This window comes from Blautia wexlerae DSM 19850, from assembly GCF_025148125.1.
Classification (GTDB): Bacteria; Bacillota; Clostridia; order Lachnospirales; family Lachnospiraceae; genus Blautia_A; species Blautia_A wexlerae.
Genome location: NZ_CP102267.1, coordinates 2,720,242 through 2,738,332 on the forward strand (window position 1 = coordinate 2,720,242; position 18,091 = coordinate 2,738,332).

The following is an 18,091-nucleotide window of genomic DNA, read 5'->3' on the forward strand; positions in this document are numbered from 1 at the left end:
ATGCTCCCACCTGCCTGTCCTGCACAATCAGCTGTGCTTATTTACCATCATAACAAATTACAGACGCTACATCATACCCATTCAGTCTTTCGCGTCCCTTTAAACCTGCAAGTTCCATGAGAAATACAACCTTGACAACCTCACCGCCAAGCTGTTCCACCAGCTTGATCGCTGCTTCGATCGTACCGCCTGTTGCGATCAGATCATCAACGATAACCACTTTCTGACCTGGTTTTATGGAATCTTTATGCATTTCAATCTCTGCACTGCCATATTCCAGATCATAGCTTACAGATACTGTTTCGCGGGGAAGTTTACCTTTTTTACGAATCGGTACAAATGGTTTATGAAGATTATATGCGATCGGTACACCAAAGATAAAGCCTCTGGACTCTGTTCCTGCAATCACGTCCACATCTATATCCTTAAGACAGTCCTGCATGGAGTCGATTGCCAACTGCAGGCCATCCGCGTCCTGCAGAACACTTGTAATATCTCTGAAAATAATCCCCGGTTCAGGAAAATCCGGTATACTTAATACATAATCTTCAATTTTCTTCATTTTATTTCTCCTCCAGTGTGTGTTATATTGCTGTTCGCTCATAAATATTTTATAGTATATCACCTTTTTATTTCAGAATCAAGTTACTGTTAAGCCCTGACATTTGTATTTCCAGGCTTACCGGCGGTTACAAACCAAGCGGTAATATTAACAGTAATTCTGAATAATAATCTGAAGACTCTCTCGTCCCCTGAATCTGTTGATCTCCGGATAATAAGTAACAGAAATACTGTCTTTTTCCCTGATAAAGTTCACAAAATCCTCTGCTTCTCCGAAATAAATGCCTTCCACTGAAATCCCCTGCGGATCGAGAAGTTTTAGTTTTACTACATTTTTATTTTTCCCGATAATACTGTGATCAAGCACTCTGAGATTTTTCTGCGCAAAGACCGGTTTTGTATTCCCTTTTCCAAAGGGTTCCAGAAGCGAAATCTGTTCTACCAGTTCTTTTGTAATATAAGACACAGGCATCGGCACATCAATCACGATCTTAGGACGCAATTCTTCGTCCGTCAACGTACAGTTGACATTGAGGCGTCTCCGGAATTCTTCTATATTTTTTTCTTCTATAGACAGACCTGCTGCCATCGGATGACCTCCAAACTGTATCATCAGGTCTGCACATTTTACCAGTTCTTCATACATAGAGTAACTTTCTATTGATCTTCCGCTTCCTTTTGCACTTGTCTCACCGCCCGTCAATACAAAGGCCGGCCTGTGATATTTTTCCCTGATCCTGCCTGCTATAATACCGGCAAGACTTTCATGACAATCCGGAAGATAAACTACCAGTACTCTGTCATTTTTCAGCTCTGTAGTCTCTATAATCCGGATTGCCTCTTCTTTTCCTTTCTCAGTGAGAGCTTTTCGGCTCTGATTAAGAGCTGTAAGATCTCCGGCAAGCCTTGCTGCTTCTTCCTTTGTTTTTGCATTGAGAAGTGCAAGAGAACGGGCAGCTGTATCCAGTCTGCCACTGGCATTGATACATGGTCCCAGCACAAATCCGATATGATAAGCTGTGATTTTAGCATCTTCCAGAGAATTTGCTCGGATCAGTTCCTGCAATCCTTGATTTTTGGTATTTTTCAGACGGCACAGCCCTTCTTTTACCAGAATCCTGTTCTCTCCCTGAAGATCCATAACATCTCCTACTGTTGCAATAGCCGCCAGTTCATAATAATCTTCCAGCTCCTCTGCCGGAACACCAAATCTCTCGTAAAGTGCTGCAATATATTTAAAGGCCACCACTGCCCCACACAGGTTTTTATTCGGGTATGGACAATCATATTGTTTCGGATTCAAAATCGCATCTGCCGGCGGAAGCACCATCTGGCGTTCTCCCTTTTCCTCCCTGTAAGGAACCTCATGATGATCTGTAATAATCACTGTCATTCCCTTATCCTTTGCCATCTGGATTTCAGCAGCCGCAGCAATTCCATTATCACAGGTCACGATCGTATCGATCCGGTCCGTTTCCGCTCTTTCTATAAGATGTGCATGAATCCCATATCCGTCTGCAACTCTGTCCGGAATATAAGTATCCACATCTGCTCCGATCCTCGCAAGGCCTTTCATTAAAATGTATGTAGAGGTCACACCATCAATATCATAATCACCAATAATACGGACTTTTGCTTTCTGCGATATTTTTTTCTCCAGGATATCTACAGCTTTTTCCATATCCTTCATCAGCCAGGGAGAAGGAAGCTCTTGTACTGTTCCTGACAGATACTCTCTTATCTTATCTTCTCCGATCACATCTCTGTTCCTGATCAGTCTCGCAATCACCGGATCAATATGAAACTGTTGACCGATCTGGTTAAAATCTGCTCTTTTTGCTGCTATTACCCATTTCTCCATATATTTTCTCTCCTCATAAAAATATCCCGGAGTTTTACCCCGGGATATTTCTGTCTGCCTGTTTTTCAGACAATTATTGTTTTATTCAGCATCATCATTCTGCTGTTTTTTAGCTGCTTCTTCGGCAGCCAGACGTTCAGCTACTCTTTTTCTGTTTTTCTTCTTTGGCTGAGTCGGATCTTTCTGTGATACATCACGTGCTTTCTTCGGCTTTGAAGAGGACTTTGCAGATGCGGAAGCTGCAGCAATTGCCGGCTGTCCTTTTCCTGCAAATTTCTTTTTCATCACATACCACAACGCACCTGTAATACATACAGAAGAATATGCACCGACAAGAACACCAACCATCAGAGGTGCTGCAAATTCACGGATAGAAGAAACACCCATGATATAAAGAACAGCTACCATAACAAAAGTTGTAAAAGAGGTATAAATACTTCTTGTAAGAGTCTGAGTGATACTTGTGTTTACAATTTCTGCCAGTTTTTCTCTGGAACCACTGTGAAGGTTCTCACGTATACGGTCAAAAATAACGATTGTAGCATTGATAGAATAACCTACGATTGTAAGCATGCAGGCAATAAATGTATTACCGACAGATACTCTGGCAATAGCATAGAATGCAAGTACAACCAGAACATCATGCAGAAGCGCCAATACCGCACTGCTTGCAAAACGGATGTCTTTAAATCTGAACCAGATATAAAGAAGCATACAGATTGTAGCTACTATAACGGCTACGATCGCATCACGACGCATTTCACTACTTACTGTAGAAGAAATACTTTCTGTGGAAATCGTGCTGTCATCTACACCAAATTTCTCAACCAGTGCACTCTGCAGAGCTTCACGTTCGCTCTGATTCAGAGAACGTGTCTTGATCACAACCTGATTTGTTCCGACTACCTTTGTAGGCTGAACATTTTTATCTCCTGTCACCTCTTCTACAACAGGAGTTACTTCAGAATCAATGGTCTTAATATCCATATCTTCATTAAATGTAACAGTCGTAGAAGTACCGCCTGAGAACTCAAGGCTGTAATTTAACGCTTTGTTTCCTGCATGCGAATTAGCAAACATCGCTGCCGGACCGCAGAGGATCAGGATAATGGAAATAGCAAAAAATACTTTCTTCTTTCCAAGGAAATCAACTGCCTTACGTTCTTTTGCAGATCCGTAGAATTTCGGATCACGTACACCAACTGCATAAAGTGCATTTACAATCAGTCTGGATACAACCAGTGCTGTAAACATGGAGATCACGATACCAAGGGCAAGTGTATAAGCAAATCCCTTAACAGTACCTGAACCAAGCCACATCAGCACAAAGGCTGCGATCAGTGTTGTAATATTTCCATCAAAGATTGCAGAGAAAGCTTTGCTGAAACCGGACTTAATAGAATTCCTTACTGAAACTCCTGCACCAATTTCCTCTCTGATTCGGGCATAAATAATAACATTGGCATCCACCGCCATACCGATACCAAGAATAATACCCGCAATACCCGGAAGAGTAAGAGTAATATCAAAGGCATTCAGCGTGATCAGCATTAATGATGTATAAAGAATCAGTGCGATACCTGCAACTACACCAGGTACGCGGTATGCAATGATCATAAAGATAATAACGATGATCAGACCGATCGCACCTGCAAGAACACTTGTAGAGATTGCTTCTTCACCAAGCTGTGCAGCTACAACACTGGAACGAAGTTCTTCCAGTTCCAGTCCCAGAGAACCGATACGGATATAAGAAGCAAGGTTCTGTGCTTCTTCCAGGTCAGACATTCCGCTGATCTGTGCTTTTCCGCCGGAAATCTCTTCATTTACATTCGGAGCACTGATAATGTTATTGTCATAGACGATAGCGATCTGCTTGCCTACATTATTCTTTGTAGCTTCTGCAAATTTTGTTTTACCACTGTTTTCTCCATCAGAAGTAAGAGTAAGACTTACCACATATTCCTTTGCACTTGTGTTCTGATTCTGGATCGCACCACCCTGGGCATCTGCTACATCAGAACCTTCCAGAACAACACTTCCGGATTCCTTGATCTCATCCATAGTTCTGGAGAGAACATATCCATCCTGTCCTGTAGTAAAGTTCTGGTTTCCGTCAGCATCTTCTTTTGTGATGAAATACAGGGAACCTGGTTTACCCAGATCATTCAAAATAGTATCTGCATCTGTAACACCAGGAATTTCAACTGTAATACGGTCTGATCCTTCCTGGTATACCTGAGCCTCAGTACTGTACTGCTCTACACGCTTCTGAAGCTTGTAGATCGTATCTGACATCTCTTCGCTTGTCGGATTGCTCTCCTTAGCCTGGTAGGTAATGCTGACACCACCGGCAAGATCAAGACCCGTGTTGATATGTTTTGCTGCACCGGTTCCGGTAGGACCGATACCTACGGCTGCAGTAAAGCAAAAGAACACAGTCAGGATCAGTGTCAGAAGCAGCACTACGATTCCTTTACTTTTCTTCATAGTTCTTTTCCCTTCTTGATTTTTTGTCCGCGGTCATGTTCATCCGCCTGCCAGCCATTTTCTGTTATGATAACAGCCGACGGCGGTATCAGTCAGACAGATTACTGCCCACTAATCACATGCCAGTGCGGCTTTTATCATGATGGCGCACTCCACACGTTTTCTCTGGAGTTCGCATCCGATTTCATAATTGCCTTTGATATCTCCCTGGAAATGGAATGCATTTGCCGCACATCCGCCACTACAGTAGAAACGTGCGAAGCAGTCTTTGCAGTCTTTCTTTGTGTAAACGTTGCATCCGCCGAATTCCTTCTGGATTTCCGGCTTTGTGATGCCTTCGTCTACATTTCCCATGAGATACTGTTCTTCACCAACAAACTGGTGACATGGGTAAAAATCACCCCAGGGTGTTACAGCCAGGTACTCTGTTCCTGAACCGCAGCCTGACAGTCTCTTGTATACACAAGGGCCACCTGTAAGGTCGATCATAAAATGGAAGAAGTTAAATCCTTTTCCCTCTTTCTCTCTTTTAATCATTTCTTTTGCAAGAGTATCATACTCTTCCATGATCTGGGGGATATCCTCCTCGCGGATCGCATATTCCTCCGTATCAGCCGCAACTACAGGCTCTACAGAAATCTGTTTGAATCCAAGATCTGCCAGATGAAGCACATCCTTGGAGAAATCAAGATTATGGTGGGTAAAAGTACCTCTTACATAATACTTGTCCTGATTTCTGGATTCTGCAAACTTCTGGAACTTCGGCATGATCAGGTCATAGCTTCCTGCACCTTTTCTGAATGGACGCATGTAATCATGTACTTCCTTACGTCCGTCCACACTCAGTACAACGTTGCCCATCTCTTTATTGCAGAATTCCATTACTTCATCATTCAGAAGAACTCCGTTTGTTGTTAAAGTGAAACGGAATTTCTTATTGTGAAGCTTTTCCTGCTCTCTGCCATATTTTACCAGATCTTTTACAACCTGCCAGTTCATCAGCGGCTCGCCGCCAAAGAAATCTACTTCCAGGTTTTTCCTGGAACCGGAGTTCGCGATCAGGAAATCAAGAGCTTTTTTGCCGACTTCATAAGACATAAGAGCTCTTCTGCCATGATATTCGCCTTCTTCGGCAAAACAATAACGGCAGGCCAGATTGCAGTCATGAGCAATGTGCAGGCACAATGCTTTTACAACGGTCTGCCGGTTATTTGAAAATTCTTCAATTACATTCTCATAAACATCTTTTGTAAAAAGCATTCCATCTTCTTTCAGCTTATTACATTCTCTTACAGATGTCTCAATATCTTCTCTGTTATATTTGTTTTCCAGTTTCTCTGCAATAGCTTCTGTGCCAAGGCCCTCTTCCAGATATGGAAGGACCTCATATGTAACCTCATCTACCAGATGGATGCATCCACTGTTGATATCCAGTACAATATTAAAGCCATTGCTTTTATAACGGTGAATCAGACTCATTTTACTAAAATCCTTTCTAAGCGTAAGATAAGCAGCGGAATAAAAGTTCCGCTGCTTATCTCATTTCTCCATAGCTGATCTTATTTCTGCTCGCAGCTCTGGTTTCCTACTGTACAGGAAGTTTTACATGCGGACTGGCAGGAAGTCTGGCACTCGCCACATCCACCTTTTTTTACAGTGTTCTGTAAATTCTTTGTATTCAGGGTTTTGATATGTTCCATAACTCTATCCTCCTTATGTAATTATATTCTTGGCATAGTATATCATATATCTTTTCATTTTAAAAGCTTTTTTTTACGACAGCATTCCACCCAGTGTTCCACCGCCTGTGCACATAAAAAATGTTGTAACTGCATGAGCTGCACTCATATCCCAGCCGCCTTTTGCCATAACAGAGACAGTCAACAGTAATACATAGTAAGCCAGACCTGTGATAACACCCCACAGATATTTGTCTTTACGCACAATTTTGCCGGCCATAAAGCCTCCCATGAAACATGCAAGTACATAAATTATAATAATACCCGCATCTACAGCTGTTTCTCCCAGATCAAAAGCAAACAGTACCAGGGCCAAAAGCAGTAATGCCACTCCTGTTAATGCATATGCAAATAATAGTGATTTCAAAATTGCTCTGACTTTCATTGCTTCCCCTCCTGTTAAACTATATGGGGGAGGAATCAGTGTTATTCTTTTATTTCTTTCTCTTTTTTATAAATACAGCCACACCGGCGATCACTGCAGCTGCCACAAACAGTATCACAAACGGCATAATTGATGTTGTATCTCCAGTATTTACTGTATTGTTATTTTTCACAGCTTTATTTTCCGTTGAATTATCATTCTGATCAGAAGAAGAACCATTATTGCTGTCAGAACTGTCATTCACAGATACTGTATTGTTCTTTCCGGAATCAGAGCTCTGACTGTCGGAGGAAGCCGGTGCAGGAGTTACCGCATCTGTGTCGTCCGTATCATTCCCCGCATCAGGTCCTACTAATTGTCTGCTTCCTGCAATTCCAAATGGACTGAAAGAATGTGTGCTGAATACCATAATACCATTCTCTACACTCGGAATAATCGTCTCAGTTGCCCCGTTATCCAGGAGATGTTCGATAGTATACTGATATCCGGATTTTACCGGCACAGTGACACTGATATAATCTCCATTAGGGATCTCGTATTCTGTATTATTCTTAAGATCCCAGAGTTCAAATTCATAAGACTGGAAAATCATTGCATCTGATTCATTGGTAAACTGATAGCTGTCACCGCTTGAAACTCTGAACTGTACATACCATGGAAGATTAACTCCGCTTACTGTAATACCGTCGCAGGTATGATTAAGTGCGGCCCTCTCTTCTTTTTCTTCATCAGAAAGAGAATCCTCTGCATCTGTAGGACGGTCATCCTTATCGTCCGGCAGAACAGGATTATCAAAGATATTATCACCTGCGCCATCTTCATCATCTTTCTTCGTATCTTCTTTATCCTGTGTCATATCATCTGCAGGTTCCAGCTTACCGGTAGTTTCTGTATCTTTATCCGTCTTATCTGCATTGCTGTTATTATCTTTGTTGTTTTTATTATCTGTTTTATCTTCTTCAATCTTATTCTCTTCATTGTCTGTATCAGTTTTATTATCCTGATCTGATTTACTTTCCTTATCTTCTTTATTGTCTGTATCAGCGTTTTCATCTGCGGCAGGTTTTTCTGACGAAGTTTCAGGCGTTTCTGTTGGATCTGCATTTTCTGTTGGATCTGTTTTACCTGAGCCTTCTGTCTTATCAACATTATCACTATCCGTAATACTGTTCACTATTACATTGATGTAACCGACAACCGCGCCGCTCTCCGGATCCCATCCATCCACATGGCTTAAATCCTGCCCTTCTGCCGGTATAAGAAGTACCTCACAGCTCTGTACACGCTGTGCAGGAACGAAACTTCCATCTGCCCATTCAAAAGTTCCATATTCCGTTGCCGGAAGTTCTACATCCGCAAGTTCTACAGGCTTATCAAGCGTAATGTTGTCCGGGATCAGAGAAGACACAGTATTCTCCTGTGACTCAGCCGCACTGACCTGTCTTGTTACACCCGGTATATTATTTCCTGCAATCAAAGCCGCTGTTAAAGCCGCTGCCGCCAAAATACCCGTTCCTTTTAATTTATTTTTTCTTATTCTTATATTATTGGACATATCGCACCTCTATATTTATATTCGATTCTTATGTTTCCTGATAATCATTTTTTTACTTTCAGCCAAATATCAGTTCTCTTTTTACGTAATACAATAATATTACATATCTGTATATTATCAAACTTTTATCATTTTGTAAATATTCTGTAATGTTTTTTTTCATTTTAATCGAGTGAATTATAACACAAATCTTACTTTTTCGACAGTCCTCTTTTAAATTTTTTTATACTATCTTTGAACCAAAAGCTTTTTCTTGATTTTTTATATGAAATCATGTATATTTTGCTTAAATGTTTTATGATATGATTCAATCAATAAAGATAATCAAAAGGAGTGAATAAATCTTGGATTCAAGTATTGCCTTTCAGGCGGTGGCGATTCTGATACTGATCGCACTTTCTTCATTTTTTTCTTCTGCGGAAACCGCTATGACAACCGTAAATAAGATTCGGATACAGTCTCTTGCCGAGCAGGGCAACAAACGTGCTGTTATTCTGGAAAAAATAATTTCCAATTCCCCAAAGATGCTCAGTACCGTATTAATCGGAAACAACATTGTAAATATGTCTGTTTCTTCTCTCATGACTACACTCACCATAAAGATTCTGGGAAACGCATATGTAGGAATCACAACCGGCATCCTGACTCTGCTGATTCTCATTTTCGGTGAGATAACCCCCAAAAACCTGGCAACAATTCATGCTGAAAAATTGTCCCTGGCCTATTCAAGAATAATATACGGGCTTATGATTCTCCTTACTCCCGTTGTTTTCATTGTAAATAAAATAACAGAAGGTGTACTGGTCATTCTGCATGTTAACCCGGACGAAAAGGCAAATGCCATGACTGAACATGAACTGCGTACCCTCGTCAATGTAGGTGAAAAAGACGGCGTCATTGAAAACGAAGAAAAACAGATGATCTACAATGTGTTTGATTTTGGCGATTCAACTGCAAAAGATGTCATGATTCCCAGAATCGACATGACCTTTATAGATATCAATTTTTCCTATGATGAACTTATGGCGGTCTTCAGTGAAGATATGCATACCCGTTTTCCGGTTTATGAGGACAACACTGATAACGTAATCGGTATTATCAATATGAAAGATCTTCTTGTTTATCCAAAGGACAAACCTTTTTCAATCCGCAACATCCTGCGTGAGCCTTATTTTACCTATGAATACAAAGCTACAGCAGACCTGATGATTGAAATGCGTAAAGCATCCGTCAATCTGGCAATCGTTCTGGACGAATACGGTGCCACAGCGGGTCTGGTCACATTGGAAGACCTGTTGGAAGAGATCGTAGGTGAGATTCGCGACGAATACGATGAGGATGAAGTCGAAGATATTAAAGAAATCCAGCCTGAAAGAGAATATGTTGTTCAGGGTTCTGCCAAGCTGGATGATATCAACGAAGCCCTCCATATTAATCTGGAATCTGAAGATTATGATTCTATTGGCGGATATATTATTGAACAGCTTGACTGCCTTCCCAAAGAGGGTCAGTCTGTCACACTTGAAAGTGGCATCCGCCTGGTTGTTGACCGTCTGGACAAAAACAGAATCGAACTTGTCCACATCTGGCTTCCCGAGAAGAAAACTGAAACAGAAGAACAGCCGTAACTGTCATCTCTCCAGCATCAGTGAAAATTGTTTCACGATTCTGGAGAGTTCTCCTGTAACCGCATCAATTCCTTCTTCGTTCTTTTTCCAGTTTTCTCTGGTAATTCCATCTGCATTCACAGGCACCACATAAAATTCTGTTTTCGGATACAAGAGCTGATAATACATCAGACATCTTCTTGCATGGTAAGATTTGCAGCACAAAATCGCTCTTTCTATTTCCAGTTCTGCATGATCTGTCACCTGTCTGGAATAAATTGCGTTCTCATAAGTAAAGGTTGCCTGGTCTTCTTTCAGGATTTTCTGATCCGGAACTCCGTTTTTTATAAGAACATCCCTGAGAAATTCCCATTCTGTTCCATATTCCTTATCATATACATTGCTTTTTTCAAGAACGCCTGAAAACTTTCCATTTACTACACTGTATTTTCCACTGGGCAGAATCCAGTCCGCCATCCCTTTCTTAAACAATTCTGCTGCTTTTTCCGCCATCTGCGGATAACCATTTCCAGGGACAAAAATAATATCAGATTTTTCCGGCTTGTTTTCTGCAAAAATAAACTCTTCTGAACTTTTTAAAAATTTTTCATATACGTCATTCATCATTACTAACTCCTCGTTATCTGTTTTTTCTACAGCACCTCTCAAATAATGCGTTTGTAACAGTCCAACAAAAATTCACGCTCTGATGAACCGGAACAATATGCATTATTTACGAAGATTTCTATAGATAGATACAGTGTACCATATTTTTTCTATTAACGTACAACCAAGTTAATTCTTAAAACTATGTCCCCCACTGCTTATGTTACTGTTCACTCTGTTCACAGCAACACGCTTCGCGATGCACAGACTTCCAATATTTCCAGAAGGCTATTTTGTCACAATAACCGTACTGTAACCATCATCCCTCAGTCTCTGCTCCATATTTACTGCATTACCAATCTGCTGATAGGCACCTGTCTGAACTTTATACAATCCGTTTTCATGTAACATAAAAGAGGGATAACCTTTTTCCAGTAACTGATATAACATACGGTCCGCATTCTCTTTTTTTCTGAACGCTCCAGTCTGCACTCTGTAATAAAGCGGTTCCTGCACTGTTTCCTCATCCAGGCTTCCAAGAATCGCATCTGCAATTCCCTGAGCTATATCGCTAAACTTGTTATCAAACAGTTTATTATCTTCTTCGGAATTGATAAATCCGGTTTCTATTAAAAGAGCCGGCATCCTGGTTCGTCTGAGGACCACAAGTCCCGGCCGCTCTTTTACACCGATTTCGCGGAATCCCACTTCTCCCAGAGCTCCCAGAATATTCTCAGCCATCTGATATTTAATCCCGCTTTTATCATAAATCAAAACTTCCGCTCCATTATACTGATTTTCCTTTGGGCTGCTGTTTCGATGAAATGAAATAAAGTAATCTACTCCTGCCTGATTTGCAAGCTGTGCCTTCTCAAAAGGTGTCTGATAGACATCACCGGTACGGGTATAAGAGATATCAATCCCTTTATTTTTTAAAATCTCACCTACCGCAAGAGCAAGTTTAAGATTGTCATTCTTTTCCTGTCTTCCCTTATATACGGCTCCCGGATCCTGACCTCCATGTCCGGCATCCAGCATGATTGAATATGCCATGACGACACTCTGCTTTCTTCATATACTCTTTATACTATATGAATTAAAAATATAATTGTGCAGGTCGCTTGACTTTTTCACACTAAAGCGTTATACTTTAAAACGTCATAGTCGAATAGCCCGATGACATTATCCGAATCATTTACCAGTACTGCTTTCCCTGCAGAAAATCTTTCGGATTCAGGTAAGTTTTATATTATCAAATAATAAACGCAATTCTTACCTGACTTAATTTAAACATTATATTAGGAGGATATATCATTATGAAAAGAAAAGCATTAGCAATCACTCTTGCAGCAGCCATGGCTATGGGAACCTGCGCAGTAACAGCAAGTGCTGCTGACGGAGACAAATATACAATCGGTATCTGTCAGCTTGTACAGCACGAAGCTCTCGACGCTGCGACACAGGGATTCAAGGATGAAGTCACCAAAGAACTGGGAGAAGACGCAGTTACCTTTGACGAGCAGAACGCACAGGGAGATTCCAACACCTGTTCTACAATCATTAACAGCTTCGTTTCCAATAATGTTGACCTGATTCTTGCAAATGCAACTCCTGCTCTTCAGGCAGCTGCAGCAGGAACAAGCGATATTCCGATTCTTGGTACTTCTGTTACTGAATACGGTGTTGCACTTGGACTGGATGATTTCGACGGGACTGTGGGCGGAAATATTTCCGGAACTGCAGACCTTGCTCCCCTTGATCAGCAGGCAGCAATGCTCAATGAACTTTTCCCGGATGCAAAAAATGTAGGTCTTCTCTACTGTTCTGCCGAAGCAAACTCTCAGTATCAGGTAGATACAGTAAAAGCTGAACTTGAAAAACTCGGATATACATGTGAATATTATGCATTCTCTGACTCTAATGATCTCTCTTCTGTTGCTACAACAGCAACTGACGCAAGTGATGTAATTTATGTACCGACAGATAATACAGTTGCTTCCAACACAGAGATCATCAACAACATCTGCCTTCCGGCAAAAGTTCCGGTAATCACAGGCGAAGAAGGTATCTGCAGCGGATGCGGTGTTGCGACACTTTCCATCAGCTATTATGACCTTGGTGTTACAACCGGTAAGATGGCTGTTAAGATTTTAAAGGACGGTGAAGATATTTCCACAATGCCGATCGAATATGCACCAAACTTCACAAAAGAATATAACAAAGATATCTGCGAAGAGCTGGGCATCGAAGTTCCGGACGATTATGTTGCAATCGGCGAGGCTGCTGAAGAAACTGCCAAATAAATCCGGTCAGACAGTTGAAAAATACTCACACCAACAGGATTTTAAATAACAGCCTATCAAACAGTTATAAAAAATTCAATTTATATGCGATCAGCGGGAAAGGTTTGACGCCTCTCTCGCTTTTCGCATCTCAACAGGAGGAAATTACAAATGCAAATTTTAACATTAATCACTGCACTTCCGGGTGCAGTAGCCCAGGGTCTGATCTGGGGAATTATGGCAATCGGTGTTTATATCACTTTCCGTATTCTTGATATTGCAGACCTTACAGTTGATGGCACTATGTGCACCGGTGGTGCAGTGTGTATTATGATGATGCTTTCCGGTCATAATGTCTGGATTTCTATGTTGGCCGCTACTCTCGCCGGAATGCTGGCAGGCCTTGCGACCGGAATTTTCCACACCTTTATGGGAATTCCCGCAATCCTTGCCGGAATCCTGACACAGTTATCTCTGTATTCCGTAAACCTGAAGATCATGGGAAAAGCAAATCAGGCAATCAACGTTGATAAATATAATCTTCTGGTTTCCCTGCGACATATAAAAAATGCATCTCTTTCCAAAAACACAATTTTTATTGTAGCAGTTATGTGTATTCTCCTGATTGCCATTCTCTACTGGTTTTTTGGAACAGAGCTTGGCTGTTCCCTTCGCGCAACCGGATGTAACCCAAATATGTCACGCGCCCAGGGTATCAACACAAACATGAATAAAGTTCTCGGACTTATGATTTCCAACGGTCTGGTAGGACTTTCCAGTGCACTCCTTACACAGTATCAGGGATTTGCAGATGTCAACATGGGACGTGGTTCCATCGTTATCGGTCTGGCAGCAGTTATTATTGGCGAGGCAATCTTTGGACGTATTTTCCGCAACTTTGCCCTTCGCCTGTTAGCAGTTATCTTCGGTTCCATTCTGTATTATCTGGTACTTCAGATTGTTATCTGGATGGGTATCGACACTGACCTGCTGAAGATGCTGTCCGCAATCGTAGTTGCTCTCTTCCTTGCATTCCCATACTGGAAAGGCAAATACTTTAATAAACCAGCCAAAAGGGGAGGTAAATAAAAATGCTTGAACTTAAAAATATCTATAAAACCTTTAATCCCGGAACCATTAATGAGAAACGTGCATTAAATGGTCTGAACCTGAAGCTGAACGAAGGCGATTTTGTAACTGTTATCGGAGGAAACGGCGCCGGCAAATCTACTATGCTAAATGCTGTTGCAGGAACCTGGCCGGTTGATGAAGGACAGATCCTTATCGACAATATTGATGTTACAAAACTTTCTGAACATAAACGTGCTACATATCTTGGACGTGTGTTTCAGGATCCAATGACAGGAACCGCTGCAACAATGGGTATCGAAGAAAACCTTGCACTTGCAAAACGCCGCGGAAAATCCCGTCTTCTCCGCTCCGGAATCACTAAAGCAGAGCGCGAAGAATACAAAGAGCTCCTGAAAATTCTTGGTCTTGGTCTGGAAGACAGACTGACTTCTAAAGTAGGACTTCTCTCGGGTGGTCAGAGACAGGCTCTTACTCTTCTGATGGCAACGCTTCAGAAACCAAAGCTTCTGCTTCTGGATGAACATACCGCAGCTCTTGATCCAAAAACAGCTGCCAAAGTTCTGGAAATTACAGATATGATCGTAAACCGCGATCACCTTACGACATTGATGATCACTCACAACATGAAGGACGCTATTGCACATGGCAATCGTCTGATCATGATGATGGAAGGAAAAATCATTCTGGATATCCAGGGAGAAGAAAAGAAAAAACTGACAGTTAAAAACCTTCTGGATCAGTTTGAAAAAGCAAGCGGAGAAGAGTTCAGCAATGACTCTGCACTGCTCGGATAACCGTATAAATTATTCATAACGTTTCTAAATATCCTTTATATGAGAGTACTTTTTTATGGAGTACTCTCATATTTTTATTTCTCATCTTTTTCCAGCGGAGTTACACAGATAAATTTATGTGTTTCCCTATTGTACTGGTAGATTCTCGACGTCAGATAGTCCTCTTTCGGTGTAGCCTCCCTGATCGTATCCCGCAAAACACACTGCAAATCTTCAGGTTCTACAAATTTATCATTGTGGATCATTACCTCATGTACACTGGTAAACACCATATAGAAATCGGAATCCAGCATATATGCCAATTGTTCTGCCACTCCCGGCAGGAACACTGCAACTGCACCATTTGTTTTCTTCGTTGTACTGAGACAATTTCCCATTGCATCTTTCTTCAATTCACACTTATCACCCAGATTCATAAAACTTTCACCTTCATATTCCGGATTAAAAATCATCTGTTCCCATCTGTAAATTCTGGGCGGACTCATAAAATACGTATTGAGAATCGCCTCCTTAAACACTTCATCACATTCTTTCCCCCACTGTTCCAGCATTCCCTGCCGGATTTTTGTACTTGTCACACATCCTTCATATTCCGTAACTTTCATATAAAGCACAAGTGCAATATCACCAAGAGTTTTATACACCGCATCCTGAAGATCCGCGGAATATTTATCTGCATTCAGCAATCTTATAAACAGGCGTGGTTTTGTCTTCTCATAATCCCTGATCACTCTTGTTTTCTCATAAATATCCGCCTTTTTTATCCGATTCAGATCATCTGTGATTTCTTTTATAATTTCCTCAAACGGACTGCCATTCTGATAAGATTTAAAAAGTTCCTGTGTATAAAGTCCACAGACCTCCCAGGCATCATCATGCTCTGCAAACTTCACCAGCAGTCTGTCTCCTACAGGCGCAAACCTCCCGCCTTCTTTCTCAAAAGAAATATTTTCCCTCGGAATCCCTGTAGCCTCGTAAATACCAATCTCCAGTTTCTCTACGAATGTTTCATAGTCTTTCTGCATATTCAGTTCCTTTCTTGCTTTGAAAATAATACGGGCAGGATGCCCTGATTTGAATGTTGACTTTCCGTTTTCGGAAAAAAGAAAATAAGGGAGCGAAAGCTCCCTTAAGAGTCGCTGTAGACATAGTATAAAATAGCCACAGCTATTTGTAAAGTAAATTTCATCGACAATATTTATTACAGTTTCTTTTTATCTTTCAGATATTCCAGAAAAGCCTCACAGCCCTCCACCACATCTGAATATGTGACATCAAATCCACCTGTATACCACGGATCTGCGATATCCCTCGGGTCATCACTGTAATCCAGAAGAAGTTTAACCTTGTCCTCTGGATCTGATTTCAATATTCTTAACATATTCTTCAGATTCCAGTGGTCCATACCGAGAATATAATCATATTTATCATAATCTGCCTTCGTCAGTTGAACTGCGCGCTTACCCTTACAATCAATCCCATGCTTAGCAAGCTCCTCTCGCGCCGGAGGATATACCGGATTCCCGATTCCATTCCATATCTCCTCAGTGCTGGTTGCAGCAGATGCGATATAAAATCGGTCTGAAAGACCTTGTTTAGAAACCATGTCTTTAAAAATGAATTCTGCCATTGGTGAGCGGCAGATGTTCCCATGGCAAATAAATAATACTCTAATCATCTATGTAAAACTCCTTGAATTTACTGTATTTCCTTGATGTATCGGCATTTTCTTTCGCTTGCTGTTTCCTCTCATTCGTGGCATATCGTAGCATAAATTAGCACATCTTTTACCTCAAAAGTAGTACAAAAAGTAGTAAATTAAGGGCTGAATACTCATTTTACTACTCGCCATTTACTACCCGTTTCAGTTCCTCTTTCGCGTCGTCATAGCCTATATGTGTATAAGTATTTAACGTGACGCTAATATCAGAATGTCCCATGAGGTACTGTAAAGTTTTAGGGTTCATGCCGCTTTTAGCCATATTAGAACAAAAAGTGTGACGGCAAACGTGTGGCGTAACCTTTGGCATTTGCACTCTATAAATACTATTATACTTCTCGCAAATATGCTGAAAGTATTTTTCCCAGTGCAAGGCTACCATAGGCATATCGTTTTTATCCAAATATAAGAAGCCACATTTACCTCCTACAATAGGTTCAACCCTCGGTTTCTTTCTACTGGAAATAATACGTTGAAAGCACTTATAAACTTCATCTGTCATAGGGATTTCTCTTGTGCCACAAGAAGTCTTTGTATCTTCAATTACATACTCCATATTCCGTTTTCTTTGTAACTGATGATTGACACTAATTTTTCTATTCTGCATATCCAAATCTGATAATGTCAATCCCACAAACTCTGAAATACGAAGCCCTGTTTTGAATAAGATAAAAATCCCCTCATAATATCTGCAAAAGTGCTTATCATTTGCCACAAATTCAAGAAATGCTCGTTCTTGCTTTCTTGTAATTGCTTCTCTTGTTACGCTGTCGTTTACAACAACCGTAGCAAGCTGAAATTCAAACGGATTTTTGCGTATCAAATCATCATCTACCGCCATTTGAAAAGCTGGTCTTACAACACCTCTGATAGAATGAATAGAGCTATACCCGCGCCCGTCCTGCTGTAACTTTATCAGCCAACATTTTGCGTCGGACAGTTTCACTTTATCTATCCGCTTTTTACCAAAGTCCTCTTTCTTAATAATATTGAGAACAAAATTGTAATTTGCTTCTGTGTTATGCCGTACTCCCGTTTTTTGTAAAAGATATTTCTTTACCAGTTCTAAAACGGTCATTTCCCCACCACGCGGGACGATTTCATCATCAATCGCTTTCATTATCTGCTTTTCCTTTTCCCTTAATGAAAGGTCGTCGCGCTTTCCCTGTGGTGTCTTATCTGTCTTTTCTAATTTCCAACTATAAACAAACTGCGGTTTACCTGTTGTATCAATATATTTGAACGCATATCGTCCGTCCCGGCGTTGGCTCTCTCCATTGCGAAGAATACGATTTTTGCTATCTCGTCTTTTTCCGCTCATGTCTATGCTCCTTTCGTACAAAAAGAGCCTCGCCACGATATATTAAATTATATCATAAGCAAAGCCCTTTTTCTATCC

General features: G+C 41.0%; 16 protein-coding genes. 4 read left to right on the forward strand and 12 right to left on the reverse strand.

The genetic code is table 11. The annotated features are described in order from the left end of the window. Window positions 1–37: 37 nt before the first annotated feature. The 7 genes from NQ550_RS12525 to NQ550_RS12555 form a co-directional block, all read right to left on the reverse strand. Complete coding sequence (locus tag NQ550_RS12525; RefSeq protein ID WP_008703730.1) at window positions 38–562, reverse strand: adenine phosphoribosyltransferase; 525 nt, start codon at window positions 560–562, stop codon at window positions 38–40. A 147-nt stretch (window positions 563–709) separates the two neighbouring features. Beyond that, window positions 710–2,422 (reverse strand): single-stranded-DNA-specific exonuclease RecJ, encoded by a 1,713-nt coding sequence (recJ, locus tag NQ550_RS12530; protein WP_008703731.1) that lies wholly within the window; start codon window positions 2,420–2,422, stop codon window positions 710–712. A gap of 81 nt (window positions 2,423–2,503) precedes the next feature. Then, entirely contained in the window at window positions 2,504–4,912 is a 2,409-nt protein-coding gene (locus NQ550_RS12535; RefSeq protein ID WP_008703732.1) for a protein translocase subunit SecDF, read from the reverse strand. A 111-nt stretch (window positions 4,913–5,023) separates the two neighbouring features. Then, entirely contained in the window at window positions 5,024–6,391 is a 1,368-nt protein-coding gene (gene scfB, locus NQ550_RS12540) for a thioether cross-link-forming SCIFF peptide maturase (protein WP_008703733.1), read from the reverse strand. Window positions 6,392–6,471: 80 nt separating this feature from the next. Next, window positions 6,472–6,612: a six-cysteine ranthipeptide SCIFF gene (gene scfA, locus NQ550_RS12545; protein ID WP_008703734.1), complete on the reverse strand. Its 141-nt coding sequence runs from the start codon at window positions 6,610–6,612 to the stop codon at window positions 6,472–6,474. A gap of 73 nt (window positions 6,613–6,685) precedes the next feature. Next, window positions 6,686–7,036, reverse strand: a complete 351-nt coding sequence (locus NQ550_RS12550; protein ID WP_008703735.1) for a TIGR04086 family membrane protein — start codon at window positions 7,034–7,036, stop codon at window positions 6,686–6,688. A 49-nt stretch (window positions 7,037–7,085) separates the two neighbouring features. Beyond that, the gene (locus NQ550_RS12555) at window positions 7,086–8,591 is read right to left on the reverse strand and encodes a hypothetical protein (RefSeq protein WP_025578898.1); all 1,506 of its coding nucleotides are present in this window, start codon (window positions 8,589–8,591) and stop codon (window positions 7,086–7,088) included. Between the two features lie 344 nt (window positions 8,592–8,935). On the opposite strand from NQ550_RS12555, the gene NQ550_RS12560 reads away from it, so the two are divergent. After that, window positions 8,936–10,219: an HlyC/CorC family transporter gene (locus NQ550_RS12560; RefSeq protein ID WP_022380371.1), complete on the forward strand. Its 1,284-nt coding sequence runs from the start codon at window positions 8,936–8,938 to the stop codon at window positions 10,217–10,219. Window positions 10,220–10,222: 3 nt separating this feature from the next. Here the strand turns inward: NQ550_RS12560 and NQ550_RS12565 are convergent, their stop codons facing one another. After that, complete coding sequence (locus tag NQ550_RS12565) at window positions 10,223–10,825, reverse strand: YdcF family protein (RefSeq protein ID WP_330366472.1); 603 nt, start codon at window positions 10,823–10,825, stop codon at window positions 10,223–10,225. 267 nt (window positions 10,826–11,092) lie between these two features. Further along, window positions 11,093–11,857, reverse strand: coding sequence for an N-acetylmuramoyl-L-alanine amidase (locus NQ550_RS12570; RefSeq protein ID WP_008703740.1), 765 nt, complete (start codon window positions 11,855–11,857; stop codon window positions 11,093–11,095). Window positions 11,858–12,120: 263 nt separating this feature from the next. Between NQ550_RS12570 and NQ550_RS12575 the strand changes: the two genes are divergently transcribed. From NQ550_RS12575 to NQ550_RS12585, 3 genes are all read left to right on the forward strand, one after another. Then, a complete protein-coding gene (locus NQ550_RS12575) occupies window positions 12,121–13,107 on the forward strand; it encodes an ABC transporter substrate-binding protein (protein ID WP_008703741.1) in 987 nt (328 codons plus the stop codon). 150 nt (window positions 13,108–13,257) lie between these two features. Next, window positions 13,258–14,175, forward strand: coding sequence for an ABC transporter permease (locus tag NQ550_RS12580; RefSeq protein ID WP_025578900.1), 918 nt, complete (start codon window positions 13,258–13,260; stop codon window positions 14,173–14,175). 2 nt (window positions 14,176–14,177) lie between these two features. Continuing rightward, entirely contained in the window at window positions 14,178–14,972 is a 795-nt protein-coding gene (locus NQ550_RS12585; protein ID WP_008703743.1) for an ABC transporter ATP-binding protein, read from the forward strand. A gap of 74 nt (window positions 14,973–15,046) precedes the next feature. Here the strand turns inward: NQ550_RS12585 and NQ550_RS12590 are convergent, their stop codons facing one another. The 3 genes from NQ550_RS12590 to NQ550_RS12600 all read right to left on the reverse strand — a co-directional run bounded on the left by NQ550_RS12590 (window position 15,047) and on the right by NQ550_RS12600 (window position 18,013). After that, entirely contained in the window at window positions 15,047–15,997 is a 951-nt protein-coding gene (locus NQ550_RS12590; protein WP_022380368.1) for a DUF5688 family protein, read from the reverse strand. A 176-nt stretch (window positions 15,998–16,173) separates the two neighbouring features. Then, complete coding sequence (locus NQ550_RS12595) at window positions 16,174–16,650, reverse strand: low molecular weight protein-tyrosine-phosphatase (RefSeq protein WP_022380367.1); 477 nt, start codon at window positions 16,648–16,650, stop codon at window positions 16,174–16,176. A 163-nt stretch (window positions 16,651–16,813) separates the two neighbouring features. Beyond that, window positions 16,814–18,013: a site-specific integrase gene (locus NQ550_RS12600; protein WP_025578903.1), complete on the reverse strand. Its 1,200-nt coding sequence runs from the start codon at window positions 18,011–18,013 to the stop codon at window positions 16,814–16,816. Between the last annotated feature and the right edge of the window lie 78 nt (window positions 18,014–18,091).

Excerpts from the sequence above, each read along its gene's own strand:
- NQ550_RS12525 (WP_008703730.1), bottom strand. The coding sequence starts at position 562 with ATGAAGAAAATTGAAGATTATGTATTAAGTATACCGGATTTTCCTGAA.
- recJ (WP_008703731.1), bottom strand. The coding sequence starts at position 2,422 with ATGGAGAAATGGGTAATAGCAGCAAAAAGAGCAGATTTTAACCAGATC.
- NQ550_RS12535 (WP_008703732.1), bottom strand. The coding sequence starts at position 4,912 with ATGAAGAAAAGTAAAGGAATCGTAGTGCTGCTTCTGACACTGATCCTG.
- scfB (WP_008703733.1), bottom strand. The coding sequence starts at position 6,391 with ATGAGTCTGATTCACCGTTATAAAAGCAATGGCTTTAATATTGTACTG.
- scfA (WP_008703734.1), bottom strand. The coding sequence starts at position 6,612 with ATGGAACATATCAAAACCCTGAATACAAAGAATTTACAGAACACTGTA.
- NQ550_RS12550 (WP_008703735.1), bottom strand. The coding sequence starts at position 7,036 with ATGAAAGTCAGAGCAATTTTGAAATCACTATTATTTGCATATGCATTA.
- NQ550_RS12555 (WP_025578898.1), bottom strand. The coding sequence starts at position 8,591 with ATGTCCAATAATATAAGAATAAGAAAAAATAAATTAAAAGGAACGGGT.
- NQ550_RS12565 (WP_330366472.1), bottom strand. The coding sequence starts at position 10,825 with ATGATGAATGACGTATATGAAAAATTTTTAAAAAGTTCAGAAGAGTTT.
- NQ550_RS12570 (WP_008703740.1), bottom strand. The coding sequence starts at position 11,857 with ATGGCATATTCAATCATGCTGGATGCCGGACATGGAGGTCAGGATCCG.
- NQ550_RS12575 (WP_008703741.1), top strand. The coding sequence starts at position 12,121 with ATGAAAAGAAAAGCATTAGCAATCACTCTTGCAGCAGCCATGGCTATG.
- NQ550_RS12580 (WP_025578900.1), top strand. The coding sequence starts at position 13,258 with ATGCAAATTTTAACATTAATCACTGCACTTCCGGGTGCAGTAGCCCAG.
- NQ550_RS12585 (WP_008703743.1), top strand. The coding sequence starts at position 14,178 with ATGCTTGAACTTAAAAATATCTATAAAACCTTTAATCCCGGAACCATT.
- NQ550_RS12590 (WP_022380368.1), bottom strand. The coding sequence starts at position 15,997 with ATGCAGAAAGACTATGAAACATTCGTAGAGAAACTGGAGATTGGTATT.
- NQ550_RS12595 (WP_022380367.1), bottom strand. The coding sequence starts at position 16,650 with ATGATTAGAGTATTATTTATTTGCCATGGGAACATCTGCCGCTCACCA.
- NQ550_RS12600 (WP_025578903.1), bottom strand. The coding sequence starts at position 18,013 with ATGAGCGGAAAAAGACGAGATAGCAAAAATCGTATTCTTCGCAATGGA.